Source organism: Nostoc sp. UIC 10890, from assembly GCF_054786515.1.
Genome location: NZ_JBSGKF010000005.1, coordinates 56,507 through 69,807, shown reverse-complemented (window position 1 = coordinate 69,807; position 13,301 = coordinate 56,507). Strand labels below are relative to the sequence as shown.

The following is a 13,301-nucleotide window of genomic DNA, read 5'->3' as shown; positions in this document are numbered from 1 at the left end:
TTAAATGCAGAGTTTTGTGTGATTTTGTTACGCAGCAACGCTACCGCAACGCTGGTTAGCGGGTACTGCTTCCATAATCTTTTTCGGGTTGGGTAGATTCAGGTTTGCCATCAATTGGATAAATTCGCTGCGGTTTCGTCCCACCAGGCGCGAATTCCATTGTTTCTCTTCCCAAATGGTGGAAACTGTGTTACCTCGATAATCATGACCGGGATAAACTAAGGTTTCGTCAGGTAATGTAAACAAACGTTGCGTTATTGCGTCATACATCATCCCTGCATTCCCACTCTGAAAGTCAGTCCGTCCACAACCACGAATTAACAAGGCATCTCCGGTGAGTAGATGAGTACCATTAACTAAATAGGCATTATGGCTATCAGTATGACCCGGAGTTGCGATCGCTTCTACTTTCACGCTCCCTAACTTTAATACTTCTCCATCTTTCATAAATCTGTCTGCACATATAGCTTGGGCATTTTCCGGTACAATCCCCAAACAACCTGTAGCTTCCCGCAATTTAGCTGTTCCAGTAATATGATCGGCGTGGATATGGGTTTCTAAGCAGTATTTGAGAGTTAGTCCTAGTTCTTTGAGTAATTGGCGATCGCGCTCCACCTGTTCTAATACCGGATCGACCAAAATCGCCGTTTTAGTCTCTAAATCTGCAATTAAATAAGTATAGGTACTTGTTTCCGGGTCAAAGAGTTGTCGGAATAACATCATGGCTAACTCCAGATAAAAATGTTTGATTAATCAATAGTATAACTATACAGTAATATATTGTCCACACTTCTTTGTGACTGTTGCGATCGCTTGCTTACGGTAGGCGCTTCCATCGAGGCGTAGCTATCGCCAAACAATGATTCTTTCTGATAGCAACGCCCTCTTGATAAAAAAAGCAACCCGAAGCATTTTTAACTTGGGTTGCCTAAACTATTTTTGAGGAGTTAGAACGAACTGAATTCAGAATTAATTAACTGTGAATAGCGGGAGCAGCTAAAGCTACAGGTTGAATATCCCCAGCAGCTAAATCTAAGGGGAAATTGTGAACGTTGCGTTCATGCATTGTTTCAATTCCCAAGTTAGCGCGGTTTAAAACATCAGCCCAAGTATTAATTACAACACCTTGAGAATCAAGAAGGGAATCGTGAAAGTTAAAACCATTGAGGTTAAAGGCAAAAGAAGATACGCCCAAGGCAGCAAACCAGATACCAATTACTGGCCAAGCAGCTAAGAAGAAGTGTAAAGCACGACTATTGTTAAAAGATGCGTATTGAAAGATCAATCTACCGAAATAACCGTGAGCCGCGACAATATTGTAAGTTTCCTCTTCTTGACCAAATTTGTAACCGTGGTTCTGGGATTCAGTTTCAGAGGTTTCTCGAACTAAAGACGAAGTAACTAGAGAACCGTGCATGACAGAGAATAAAGCACCACCAAAGATACCAACTACTCCCAACATGTGGAATGGGTGCATGAGAACGTTGTGTTCTGCTTGCAATACAAGCATGAAGTTGAAAGTACCACTAATCCCTAAAGGCATCCCATCAGAGAAAGAACCTTGACCAATAGAGTAGACTAATATTACCGCAGTGGCAGCAGCAACAGGTGCGCTGTAGGCAATAGAAATCCAAGGACGCATCCCTAAGCGATAAGATAATTCCCACTGCCGACCCATGTAGCAGTAAATACCAATCAGGAAGTGGAAAATAATCAACTGGTAAGGGCCGCCATTATATAACCACTCATCTAAGTTAGCCGCTTCCCAAATGGGATAAAAGTGCAGACCAATTGCATTGGAAGTAGGCACAACAGCAGCAGTAATGATGTTATTGCCATAGAGTAAAGCACCAGCGACAGGTTCACGAATACCATCTATATCTACAGGTGGTGCAGCAATGAAAGCAATGACGAAACAAGTGATTGCCGTTAAGAGTGTGGGAATCATCACTACGCCAAACCAACCAATGTACATACGGTTGTTGGTACTGGTGATCCAATTGCAGAATTTCTCCCAAAGATTGTTACTACTTTGGCGTTCTTGCAGAGAAATAGTCATAATTTTTAATTCCGAGGTTAATCGTTGTTCAAGGCAAGTTAACCTTATACTTTATATAACCATATAGTTATATATAATGTCAAGTAAATTCTCATCTTGTTTTAAAGATGCTTATCCCCTGCGGGAAAACGAAAGTAGGAACAGAGTCATCTTTTAGAAAAATTTAGATAATTAACTAAATTACCAATTAGTAATATAGTAGAAGAGTAAATAAAATTTACTGATCAAAACATTCACCAAGGCACTCAACACCTATGGTGAAACTAAGCGGTATAAAATCATGACAGAGAGTCTTCCTCTAGAAAGTCCCTCAATGTCGAGGCGACAGTTACTAAACTTTCTCACAGGTGCAGTTGTCGCCACTACAGCCAGCAGCCTACTTTATCCTGCGGCTAAATTCTTTGTTGCCCCCACAGAAGTGGGTGAAGATGGTTCTATCCTCGCTAAGGATATTAACGGAAATCTCATTCCTGCTAACCAGATTTTGGCTGAACCCCCTGGTACTCGTGCCTTAGTCGCGGGTTTAGGAGCAGAACCTACTTACCTAACAATACAGTCAGATGACACCCTGCACCCTTGGGGAATTGTCGATAACTGCACCCATTTGGGTTGTACCTTTCCTTGGAATCCCAATGACAATCAATTTCAATGTCCTTGTCACGGTTCTCGCTATGATCCTGATGGGAGAGTAGTACGGGGGCCAGCACCTCTTCCCCTCAAGCTTGTTAGTATTAACTTGGAAGGGGAGTATATCCGAATTTCTCCTTGGACGGAAATTGATCCTCGCACTGGGCAAAAACCCTGGTGGGTTTAGTAGTTTGATTTGATAGCAGGTTCCAATCTGCTATAAATCCGTAAACATCGAGATTATGTTTTTAAATGCACTAGGTAGTAAAGTAAGCACAGAGTCACATAGAGAAAAAAATCTGTTTATTGAGAGCTACATTTGCGATCGCTTCGCTCTTTTCTTTATGAGAGGCTACGTCCTAAGCGTAACTATGCCGCAGGCTTTACGAGACACTACGCGTAGCTTGCTTCCCCAGAGGGTTACACCGTAGGCATCATCAAACTTTCCACCAATTGAGAATTGTATAAGTTATGACTACTGAAATGGCATCTACATCTTCCATTCAACCATTTGGGAATATCTCCCCTTCTGAATTTGCCAACTTAGCTGAACCTCCCTTGCTGATAGATGTGCGTAGCAAATTTGAGTATGGGATGTTTCACGCACCTGGGGCAATCAACCTGAGTTTGCCACGTCTTTTAATAGGCATGATACCGGGTTTAGGTCGCTGGCTTTATCCCCAATGGTTTTGGGATTTACCCAAAAACGAATCTGTTGTTGTAATTTGTTTAACCTCCCACCGCAGCCCCATCGCTGCTGAATATTTGGTCAAAGCAGGTTTTACAAAAGTCTTCAATATTAGCGGTGGGATGATGGAGTGGCGGCGATTGGGGCTAGAAACTTGTACGGGTAAGTAATAATTTTGGTTTAATCGGGAGTTTTTTATGACACCACACAGACAAATAACTCCAGACTGGTTAAAACGTCTGTTTGCTTGGGGAATGGCTAAAGCAAATACCGCAGATAACAGTGCCATCAAGTTGCAGGGTTGCAGCAGTTATGCAACTATGGCACAACTCAAACAGGCTTTCTTTGCCGATTTAGACGGACGTGTTTTAGAAATTGGGCCGGGAGCAGGGGCAAATCTCTCTTATTATCCCACTGATGTCTACTGGATTGGCATTGAGCCAAATCCTTTCATGCATTCCTATCTCAAGCAGGAAGCGGAACGCTTTGGTTTGCATAATATTGAGTTACATTTAGGGTCAGCAGAAAGGTTAGAGATTGAAGATAACAGCATTGATGTTGTTGTCAGTACCCATGTTCTCTGTTCTGTAACTGACCTTGTAACTACCTTACGAGAAATAGAGCGGGTACTTAAACCTGATGGTCGTTTCTTATTTATCGAACATGTTGCAGCACAATGCGGTACTTGGACGCGCAGAATTCAAGATGGAATTGAACCAGTCTGGAAGACAATGTTCGACAATTGTCACCCTAACCGTGAAACTGGGGAAATTTTAGACAATGTTGGTTTTGAGAGCGTTGATTATCAACAGTTTAATCTTTCTTTTCCCATTGTCAGCCCTCATATTGCTGGAGTAGCTAGGAAGAAAACTGTCGAAATCGCTGAACTAGATTCAAAAAGTTTAATTAACACTCAAATTGTTTAGACTCACAATATAAAAACTATGAAAGTTTCCAAAGAAAACCTTAATCAACACCTTAACCAAATCTATGATGTGATTATTGTCGGTGGTGGTGCTGGGGGACTATCTGCGGGTATTTATTTACAGCGTTTTCGTCTTTCTAGTTTAATTATTGACAAGGGTAAAGCTAGGTCTTTCTGGATGCAAGAATTGCACAATTATTTGGGTTTACCACCAGATACCCCCGGTAGGATTTTATTGCAGAGTGGGAAAAAACATTATACTTCACTTGATGGTGATTTCCTTAATGCTTATGTTGAAGAAATAGTTGATGAGGGAGAAACCTTTGCTGTCAAGGTCAAGCTGGGGCGTGTAAATAGCGTTTCCGAAGTGTTTCGCTCTAAGTATTTAATTGCTGCTAGTGGTATTATTGACCATCTGCCACCTTTGGATGAAATGCAGAATGTTTATGACTATGCTGGGTATAATTTGCATGTCTGCATGATTTGTGATGGTTATGAAATGACAGATAAAAAATGTGGTTTCTTCGCAGGTAGTGAAGCAAGTATTGAAGAAATGATCTTCAACTTAAGCTGGTTTACACCTTACATTACCGCCTTCACTCACGGAGTTTTTGAAGTAAGTCCGCAAGTGCGTCAGAAACTCCAAGAACATGGTTATCCCCTAGTGGAGACACCAATTAAGCAATTCTTGGGACACAATCACCAGATGACTGGTGTCGAGTTGGTGGATAGTTCGGTGATTGAGTTAGAAACTGGTCTAATTTCAATGGGTTCCCGCTATCACAATACCTATCTGCAAGGGATAAACCTAGAGTTAAAAGGAGGTAATCTAGTTACCGATCAGATGTGTCGGACTTCTCACCCGCGAGTCTTTGCCATTGGTGATTTGAAGGTAGGATTGAATCAGGTAGTGATTGCTGCGGGGGATGGTGCTTTAGCTGCTACGCAAATTTGGCGAGACATTCGTCGTGCCAATGGTGCGCGTCGTTGGGAGGAGAATCTAAAAGTGAATGTCTAGTCAATGGCTTGTCGGGAGGGGAGTAGGGAAACTCCCAAGAAACTTTTCCTCAGTTAAGCTGAGGAAATAGTTATTTTGAGAGGGTGCTAAAGGCTTTGATCTGTTCAAATTCTTTAGCCCGTTTTTGTATTTGGTTGCCAATGCGATCGCAAACTAATTCACATAATTCAAAAATTACAGGATCGCTGATCGCATAGTAGACACTAACTCCTTTTTGCTGACGGGACACTAAACCTGCTTGGGTCAACACTTTTAAATGTTTCGAGAGATTCGCTTGTCCTAAACCCGTAGCTTCACCCATTTCGGTAACGTTCATCGGCCCGCTTCTAAGAGAACTCAAAATCTGTAAGCGACTGGTTTCAGAGAGTACCTTAAAATACTCTGCAACAGGAGCAAGGATTTCTGAAGTATTTTTTGGAGAAAGGGTCTTTGACATAAGGATTCAATTTTATATATAACTTATATTACTATATAGTTATAGTTGTAAATGATTCAAGCGATGACCTTTTGACCTGCAAAGACTTTGCGATCGCAAGGCAAAGGCCCACAATTGCTGTAATATTTTAGCCCTTGAAAAAATCTTTCCTGAATGATTTACTAACAACTCTAATAAGCTAAACTCCACACCTGTCAACCGAATGCGTTGCTCATCTTTATGGACTTGCCGCTTATTCACATCGATTTTGAGATTCCCAACATGGATTATCCCAGAGTTAGGAATAATATTCATATCACTTTTGTGAAAACGTCGTCTCAGTACAGAAGCAATTCGGGCTTCTAGCTCCTTGGGTGAGAAGGGTTTCGTCATGTAGTCGTCAGCACCAAGTTCTAGCCCAGTGATTCGGTCTGCTACATCTGCCAAGGCTGTTAGCATGATAATTGGTACATCTGATTGTTTCCGTAATTCTTGACAGACACATTCAGTCATGAGGAAAGAAGCGATCGCTTAATACTTGCATCTGTCCTCCTCCACAGCTAAGGCATCTGCACGAAAAAGAAATTTGTACTCAATTGATAATTTCTTCAGCAAGGGACTCGTATTTTCCATAGTTTTGCAGTAGAGTGTTTATTCCGTGCAAATTATTTATACCTAACTTTCCCAACTTTACTCAGACAAATTTTAAACCAATGCCTTCGAGGGAACAGCCAATGAGTGCTTCTAATGAGATACATACCAAGAAGATCATCAAAAAATCTGACAAGCTTACCCTGAGACAGATGAAGCTAATCGAGGAGGCAGAAGACCAACTTCTTCAAGCTAATACTGACAATTCTACTGCCCCTGTGGTTGAGGTTGAGGAGAAACCAGTAGCGATTTCAGAGCCTAGAGTTCCTGACTATGTTCCATTTCTTGATAATCCTCCAGTACAATCGGTGGGAAATTCCGGCTGGCAAGTGTCTGATGTCTGGCGAGATATTCGGGTAGATAATTTTTGTAATTAAAACAGACAATTTGTATTCTCAGACAGTTCTGCATCAAGGCGGTTGCAGTTATCCGCGCAGTATTACCGCCTGAGCAACTTTTGTAAACTATCTTTGCACTCAGTCAAAGCTATAGTTAATTGTGCCTATAATAAGTTACGGCTAATTATAACTAAAAGTTAGCACCCTGTAAGTGTGTATCGTTGGATTACGCATCAAAGGCGATACCAAGACAAGCAAAATTTATCGGCAGCGCAATAGTGTCTATTCCGTTGCCAACATGCACCCAGAGCGATCGCATGTTGGTGAAAGTGTTATGTATCAAGGAAAGTAGTGTTAATCGTAGTTTATATCGGATAAAAGATAACAGTAGCTTATTTTGTATTCACACCGCGATCGTGTATTGTCACTGTAAGCATAAGATGAGCAAGTTGCTCACTTTATGGTTTCAAAGCATGTCACTTAAAGGATAAAGTGGCTCTTGGCAACTTTTGGTGATCTTGGTTGGAGCAAGGCAGCTATGCAGAGGGCAGAGGGCAGAAGGAAGGAGGAAGAAAAAATTCCCACAATTGAAGCTTTGCTTGGATTTTAGAACATCTGCATCATCAGAAAGCCGTAAGCGATCGCCCGTCTTGGCCACAAGTTCCACGCTCGGATAACAAAACGTCTTAAAACCTTCTGCCGTCTGCCTTAAAGTGCGTGACCTTCAATGATCACCAAAATCTGACAAGAACCAGATTTTGCCTAAAGTCACAACTGATGTCACTGTAACCATAAGATGAGCAAGTTGCTCACTTTTATCCTCAGATATGATTCAAACGCTCATGCGGATGCTTCAAAATCTTTGTCAAGCGCGTATGTCTGAGTTTAACCATAATTTTTTAGTAGGCAAGCGATCGCTCTTAGATTAGGCGATCGCTAACTCAGGTTATAGCCTCAGTTTTTGGAAGTCCCTGACTAACTGAGGCAATACTCTTTCCCTATTGCCCACCAGTAAGCTCCAAATTAAAGCCCGTAATGTAACTTGCTTCCTCGCTCATCAGAAATGCCACACTGTTGGCAACTTCTTCAAGGCTCCCCAAACGCCGCATCGGTACTGAATTAATCATTTGCTGTTCTACTACTTTAGGATCAGCATCAAAATACTGTGAGCCTACACCTGCCTGCAATTCAGTCTGCCGCGTCCACATCATACCAGGTCCAATCAACGCAGGTGAGAGCGCATTTACCCGAATGTGGTAGGAAGCCAAATCTTTCGCTGCTGTCTGAGTTATCCCAATTACGGCAAACTTCGAGGCTGAGTAGGCGATCATATTCGGAGGGCCAACTACTCCTGCATAGCTTGCCATATTAACGATCGCTCCTCCACCCGATTTGCGTAAGTGTTGGGCTGCCGCCTTGAGGATGTGAAAAACTCCGACAACATTGATGTCAATGACCTTTTGAAAATCCTCATCAGGATACTCGTCGGTTTTGGCAAATACTCCTTGATAACCCGCGTTATTGAAAACATAGTCGATCCGTCCAAATTTCTCTACAGCACCAGAAAAGGCTTGAGCAACTTCCTCAGAAGCGGTGACGTTGCAGCCAAAGGCAGCGACTGGAATTTTATACACTTCCAATTCGTGAGTAACCTCTGCCATTTTCGCTTCGTTTAAGTCTAGGAGTACTACACCTGCGCCATCTGCGGCAAAACGCTGTGCGGTAGCCCGACCAATATCGCCAGCACCGCCCGTAATCAAAATCGTTTTACCAGCAAAGTCATAGCTTGCTTTACCTGTCATATTTTCAACTCCTTATGAATATATCTTGCAAATAGTGTTTAAATGTCCAGTATTTAAGATGAACACAAACTTTAACTGTGGACATTTACTGCTGTTGTGGGTATGATGATGTATTACGGTTATCTAGGATTTCTCATCCAAATAATAACTTACTCAATCAAACCCAAATGGCGATGGAAAGCTTCTACAGCATTCGCTACACCATCTTCACCCCGAATCTTTTCACCTAACTCCTGGGCTTTAGACCGCATCACCTCATCGCCCAGTACAATTTCAATTGCTGCCGCTAAGGTTTCTTCTGATACCTTTTGGTACGGTATCGGCGCAGGGCTGACTCCCAACCGAGTTAGCTTTTCACCCCAAACTGGCTGATCTGCAAAAAAAGGTACGGTAACTGATGGTGTTCCCGAACGTAACACTGCCGCCGTTGTACTTGCTCCTCCGTGATGTATTACTGCTGGCACTTGGGGAAACAGCCAATCATGGGGAACTTCCTTGATCACAAACACTCGTAGCGAATCTTTTACATTCACTGTTCTTCCAATGTCACCCCAGCCAGATAATATAATCCCGCCTTGACGGGTTTTCTTTAGAGCTTCCACGATGTAGTGTGTGAGATACTCTGGATTGGGCATCGTCATGCTCCCAAACCCAAAACACAAAGGTAATTGCTTTCGTCCAAGAAAATCCTCTAGTTCCAGGGGTGGCTCGTATTCGGAGGCTTGGTCAATAAACCAGAAACCAGTTACATCCACCCATGCAGGCCAGTCACGGGGTCTTGGGATGACGTGCGAACTAAACCCGTACAATACAGGGATTCGTGATACATTCGCCGGAGTCTTCTGTCTGAAGCGTCTGCCTAAATATGGCAAAGGCGGCAATTTCAAAGTTTCGGTTCTGAAATGATTCAGCAGTGGACGGTATCTTTGCCAGTGCAAAAACTCTATTAGCAAGTAGCTGCCATAGTTGATTGCTTTCTTTAGTGGGTTTTTAGTTATCTGACCAAATCTCAAAAACCCAAACATCCCTGTGGGAGTCAACGGCAGAACTGATGCAAAAAAGCAGGGTACGCCTAATTTCTCTGCAATGTGATATCCAAAGGTAGCTAACGGCGTGTAAATAATCACTTCACTTCCAACACACGCATCCCAAGCTGATTCCAACTGTTGAAGTAAAAGCTTATCTCCTTCTTCTTTTTTCAACTTTTCTCCCGCAATCAATCGCTGCCCTTGTTTCGATTGCAGAAACTCTTCCATATTGCCAGCGATCGGTGCAAACTCTAAATCGAACTTTCTAACAAACGACTCAAAGTTTTCATGCGCTGCTACCTTCACCTTATGCCCCGCACGTTTTAACCCAATACCCAAAGCACAGTATGGTTGCAAGTCTCCTCTTGAACCTACTGTTAGGATCGTAATCTTCAGTTTCCGGCTTGGTGCAGTCAAACTTTGCCTCAATTGGTTTCTCCACTCAAAACTCCGTTTCTACTCAAAATTGTACTGAATTACCTGTTGCTGGAAGGGATAAGCTCTTCTTAAGCCTTTGGTTTTGTTTGGAGACAAAGGAAGACAGCTTCAGGCGATCGCAGATGTTACCTATTACGTAAACAAAAACATTAGTTTTTGACCTAATTATGCTTTTGTTACGACCATATTGATAATTACAGTTTAAGAAATTAAAATAATAACCTGTTGTATGGTAATTGTAGTTATAACCTAGTGAAAAAATTCTGGCTAAGTAAAACTTGCGATTGAAAAATATGAAAATATTTAAATCAACAACTTTATTTATTGCCTTGGGAGTAATTCTAAATAGTTCTCAAGTGAATGCTAAAAATTCGTCAATAGTTTTAGACTTGGAAAGTGAATCAAAATCGCAGTTAGCACAAGTTAATACTAATGATCCAGAAGTATACTTAAGCCGAGGTATTGTTCGCTATCGCTCAGGAGATTTTAAGGGGGCAATTGAGGATTATAATCAAGCGTTACGTCTTAATCCTAACTATTCAAAAGTTTACGTTAATCGAGGTGTGGCACGGAAGAACTTAGGAGATTTAAAAGGAGCGATTGAAGATTATGATCAAGCATTACGTCTTAATCCTAAAGATGCAAAAGCTTATATCAACCGAGGTGTTGCACGGAAGAACTTAAGAGATTTGAAAGGAGCAATTGAAGATTATAATCGAGCCTTGCGTATTAATTCTCAAGAGGGAGAAGCTTATTATAATCGAGGCGTTGCCCATTATGTATTAAAAAATTTAGAGTTAGCAATTACAGATTTACAAAAAGCTTCGGTACTATTTCAGCAACAAGGCAAAACAACCGAATATCAATTTACTTTAAATCTAATTAATAAAATCAATAATCGATAATTCTTTGAACATGTACACGTATCTAGATTTTTTAGAGCAAGGTGTAGCTCAATGGCAATGGCAACTCTTAGGCACGCTACCAAGTGTACGCCAACACAAAGGGTGAACGCGGCAATACTTCTCAAATAAATGCTCTATCTACAGAATGGAAGGGGCTGCGATCGCCTCCGGCGGGCGGTTACGCCATCGCAGCCGCAGCCCCTCCCGTAACTACTTCAAAGCCTTCCAGCTTCCTAAAATGCATTTTCTCGTTCTGTTCCGGGCGTAAGTGGTAAGCCTACCATTCCGTCAGACTTATCACTCTGCTCCTCCTTGGTAAAATACCTGTTTTGCGATCGCCTCCGGTACAGTATCCGGCGGGCGGTTACGCCATCGCACCCTTGCAAAGCACAAAAATGCTCTCGAAAGGGCCACTTGTGAGAGCCTAGATTGCACAAATGTCTGCGAAGGTGCAGTGCTAATAAATCCAGCTTGCTGGCTTGAGGAGATATTTAACCACGGCTGAGTCTGACACTCCCCTCTTTCCCCAACCCAGCTACTATTATTATTAAAATACTTTTGAGTCTTTTAGCCGATTGACAAAATCCACTTTCTCTTACCTTTTTTCACAGATGCCCTACAACTTAAGTTCAATATTATAATCTCGATCTTCACTGGAAAAACCTTTTCTCTCATGAGAGTTTATACGTAATTATTTATTCCCTCACTGCGAAATAGTCAAAACCCTTGATTTCTCGTTTTGAAGAAGGAATAGTATCAAATATTACTTTTGTCTGAGAGAAAGTTTTGGCTAAAGACATATTTTCGTTGTCTAAAAGCATAATTTTTGAATCATTAAAAATGCAACCGACGCATGTATTCTATTCAATAAAAGTCTTAGTTTAAAGTCCGTAATTAATTTGATTATTAACTTTTATAAACAGTTTTTATTCTCAGAAATCTAATTCATTCAATACTGATATACTACCTCAAACCTTCTATTCCATCGGCACTAAGCACTTACACACTTAAAACAATAGTGAATTGAATGGTAAATATTACAAAAGCCAAAAATTATACTTATAACACTCACGCTGTTGTAATTGGTGGGAGTATTGCAGGGTTACTTAGCGCTACAGTACTTGCAGAATTTTTTTCTAAGGTCACTATTGTTGATAGTGACGAGTTCTCCGATCAACCGATACCTCGGAAAGGTGTAGCACAGTCTGTTCAGCCTCATGTGCTGCTGGTCAAAGGGTACAGAATTCTTGAAGAATTATTTCCTGGAATAGGTGAAGAATTACAGTTTAATGGCGCATTACCAATAGATTGGGCACAAGAATTTTTTAGGTTAGTCCCGAATGTCGGATGGGGTGCAATTGCTGCATCTCCCTCGGAATTTATTTCTTATACTTGTAGTCGTCCATTATTAGAGTGGACTATACGGAAAAGAGTCGCTCAGTTAGGAAATGTATATTGGTTGCAGAGGCATCGTGCAACTGGCTTAGTATGTAATAACGAAAAAAAAATCACTGGCGTTTTGCTACATCCTGTTGGAGCAACAGAGGAGAGACTTGAAGAAGCTTCATTTGTTATTGATGCTAGTGGCAGACACTCTTTTGCTCCAAAATGGCTAGAAAAGTTGAAATTTAGTTGTCCCCCTGAGAGTATAGTTGATCCACATTTAGGGTATTCCACAAGGCGTTATAAAAAAGGTGAAAATTTGGCATTTGAAGGGAAAGTAATGTTAATTCCTCAAGTCCCCCCTAATAACAAACGTCTAGGATATTTAGCAAGAATTGAAAATGGAGAATGGATTGCTACTCTTGGAGGTTACGGACGAGACTTTCCTCCAGTTGACGAGCAGGGTTTTTTAGAATTCGCCAGTAGTTTACCGAGTTCCAAGTTTTATGAATTTATCAAAGATGCCGAGCCTATCTCTCCTATCTATGCTTATCGTGCTAATGCTAATCGACTCCGCCATTACGAAAAAATTGAATTGCCACTTGGCTTTTTAGCTTTAGGTGATGCTGTTTGTGCCTTATGCCCTGTTTATGGACAGGGTTTAACAGTTAGCTCACTTGCTGTACTAGTTTTACGCAATTGTTTGAAAAAGCAAAAAAATTGGTCGAGCGATGGCTATTTTTTATCTTCCAAATTTCAAAAGGAATTAGCTAAAAGCAATTTTCCCCATTGGAATGTAGCAACAATTCAAGACTCTGCTTTTCCTTCTACTTTTCCATCCATTCAGAAGCGAGGGTTATTGCATAAATTTACACAATGGTATAGCCAAAAATTTATTTTGGGAACTGTGTCTTTTCCAGAAATGAACATTTTATTCCTGCAAGTTACTAATTTAATTATCTCCCCACTAAAACTTTTTAGCCCCAGAGCAATTTACTATACTCTAGCAAATAAATCTTGAAGA

At 41.3% G+C, this 13,301-nt stretch carries 13 protein-coding genes and 1 pseudogene; 8 read left to right on the top strand and 6 right to left on the bottom strand.

What is annotated here, in order from left to right; all coding sequences use genetic code 11:
• Positions 1-27: 27 nt before the first annotated feature.
• Both ACWATR_RS33895 and psbA read right to left on the bottom strand, forming a co-directional pair.
• Complete coding sequence (locus tag ACWATR_RS33895; RefSeq protein WP_460343291.1) at positions 28-720, bottom strand: MBL fold metallo-hydrolase; 693 nt, start codon at positions 718-720, stop codon at positions 28-30.
• A 253-nt stretch (positions 721-973) separates the two neighbouring features.
• On the bottom strand, positions 974-2,059 hold the full coding sequence (gene psbA / locus ACWATR_RS33890) for a photosystem II q(b) protein (RefSeq protein ID WP_460342832.1): 1,086 nt from the start codon (positions 2,057-2,059) through the stop codon (positions 974-976).
• Between the two features lie 280 nt (positions 2,060-2,339).
• Between psbA and petC the strand changes: the two genes are divergently transcribed.
• The 4 genes from petC to ACWATR_RS33870 all read left to right on the top strand — a co-directional run bounded on the left by petC (position 2,340) and on the right by ACWATR_RS33870 (position 5,317).
• A complete protein-coding gene (petC, locus tag ACWATR_RS33885) occupies positions 2,340-2,873 on the top strand; it encodes a cytochrome b6-f complex iron-sulfur subunit (protein ID WP_460342829.1) in 534 nt (177 codons plus the stop codon).
• Positions 2,874-3,157: 284 nt separating this feature from the next.
• On the top strand, positions 3,158-3,544 hold the full coding sequence (locus tag ACWATR_RS33880) for a rhodanese-like domain-containing protein (RefSeq protein ID WP_460342826.1): 387 nt from the start codon (positions 3,158-3,160) through the stop codon (positions 3,542-3,544).
• A gap of 27 nt (positions 3,545-3,571) precedes the next feature.
• Entirely contained in the window at positions 3,572-4,300 is a 729-nt protein-coding gene (locus ACWATR_RS33875; RefSeq protein WP_460342823.1) for a class I SAM-dependent methyltransferase, read from the top strand.
• Between the two features lie 18 nt (positions 4,301-4,318).
• On the top strand, positions 4,319-5,317 hold the full coding sequence (locus tag ACWATR_RS33870; protein WP_460342820.1) for an NAD(P)/FAD-dependent oxidoreductase: 999 nt from the start codon (positions 4,319-4,321) through the stop codon (positions 5,315-5,317).
• Positions 5,318-5,387: 70 nt separating this feature from the next.
• Here ACWATR_RS33870 and ACWATR_RS33865 read toward each other — a convergent pair whose 3' ends face one another.
• A complete protein-coding gene (locus ACWATR_RS33865; protein ID WP_460342817.1) occupies positions 5,388-5,753 on the bottom strand; it encodes an ArsR/SmtB family transcription factor in 366 nt (121 codons plus the stop codon).
• Positions 5,754-5,855: 102 nt separating this feature from the next.
• A pseudogene (locus ACWATR_RS33860) lies at positions 5,856-6,233 on the bottom strand (response regulator); the annotation flags it as partial.
• Positions 6,234-6,466: 233 nt separating this feature from the next.
• On the opposite strand from ACWATR_RS33860, the gene ACWATR_RS33855 reads away from it, so the two are divergent.
• Entirely contained in the window at positions 6,467-6,760 is a 294-nt protein-coding gene (locus ACWATR_RS33855; RefSeq protein ID WP_460342814.1) for a hypothetical protein, read from the top strand.
• A gap of 959 nt (positions 6,761-7,719) precedes the next feature.
• Here ACWATR_RS33855 and ACWATR_RS33850 read toward each other — a convergent pair.
• Positions 7,720-8,523, bottom strand: a complete 804-nt coding sequence (locus ACWATR_RS33850) for an SDR family NAD(P)-dependent oxidoreductase (RefSeq protein WP_460342811.1) — start codon at positions 8,521-8,523, stop codon at positions 7,720-7,722.
• Positions 8,524-8,672: 149 nt separating this feature from the next.
• Positions 8,673-9,968, bottom strand: coding sequence for a glycosyltransferase (locus tag ACWATR_RS33845; RefSeq protein ID WP_460342808.1), 1,296 nt, complete (start codon positions 9,966-9,968; stop codon positions 8,673-8,675).
• A 314-nt stretch (positions 9,969-10,282) separates the two neighbouring features.
• Between ACWATR_RS33845 and ACWATR_RS33840 the strand changes: the two genes are divergently transcribed.
• The 3 genes from ACWATR_RS33840 (at position 10,283) to ACWATR_RS33830 (ending at position 13,298) form a co-directional block, all read left to right on the top strand.
• Entirely contained in the window at positions 10,283-10,894 is a 612-nt protein-coding gene (locus ACWATR_RS33840) for a tetratricopeptide repeat protein (protein ID WP_460342805.1), read from the top strand.
• A gap of 83 nt (positions 10,895-10,977) precedes the next feature.
• Positions 10,978-11,169, top strand: a complete 192-nt coding sequence (locus ACWATR_RS33835; protein WP_460342802.1) for a hypothetical protein — start codon at positions 10,978-10,980, stop codon at positions 11,167-11,169.
• Positions 11,170-11,921: 752 nt separating this feature from the next.
• Positions 11,922-13,298: an FAD-dependent oxidoreductase gene (locus ACWATR_RS33830; RefSeq protein ID WP_460342799.1), complete on the top strand. Its 1,377-nt coding sequence runs from the start codon at positions 11,922-11,924 to the stop codon at positions 13,296-13,298.
• Positions 13,299-13,301 lie beyond the last annotated feature (3 nt).

Bases quoted from the DNA above. Each gene is read 5' to 3' on its own strand.
- ACWATR_RS33880 (WP_460342826.1), top strand. From the start codon at position 3,158: ATGACTACTGAAATGGCATCTACATCTTCCATTCAACCATTTGGGAAT.
- psbA (WP_460342832.1), bottom strand. From the start codon at position 2,059: ATGACTATTTCTCTGCAAGAACGCCAAAGTAGTAACAATCTTTGGGAG.
- ACWATR_RS33850 (WP_460342811.1), bottom strand. From the start codon at position 8,523: ATGACAGGTAAAGCAAGCTATGACTTTGCTGGTAAAACGATTTTGATT.
- ACWATR_RS33895 (WP_460343291.1), bottom strand. From the start codon at position 720: ATGTTATTCCGACAACTCTTTGACCCGGAAACAAGTACCTATACTTAT.
- ACWATR_RS33875 (WP_460342823.1), top strand. From the start codon at position 3,572: ATGACACCACACAGACAAATAACTCCAGACTGGTTAAAACGTCTGTTT.
- ACWATR_RS33840 (WP_460342805.1), top strand. From the start codon at position 10,283: ATGAAAATATTTAAATCAACAACTTTATTTATTGCCTTGGGAGTAATT.
- ACWATR_RS33865 (WP_460342817.1), bottom strand. From the start codon at position 5,753: ATGTCAAAGACCCTTTCTCCAAAAAATACTTCAGAAATCCTTGCTCCT.
- ACWATR_RS33870 (WP_460342820.1), top strand. From the start codon at position 4,319: ATGAAAGTTTCCAAAGAAAACCTTAATCAACACCTTAACCAAATCTAT.
- petC (WP_460342829.1), top strand. From the start codon at position 2,340: ATGACAGAGAGTCTTCCTCTAGAAAGTCCCTCAATGTCGAGGCGACAG.
- ACWATR_RS33830 (WP_460342799.1), top strand. From the start codon at position 11,922: ATGGTAAATATTACAAAAGCCAAAAATTATACTTATAACACTCACGCT.
- ACWATR_RS33855 (WP_460342814.1), top strand. From the start codon at position 6,467: ATGAGTGCTTCTAATGAGATACATACCAAGAAGATCATCAAAAAATCT.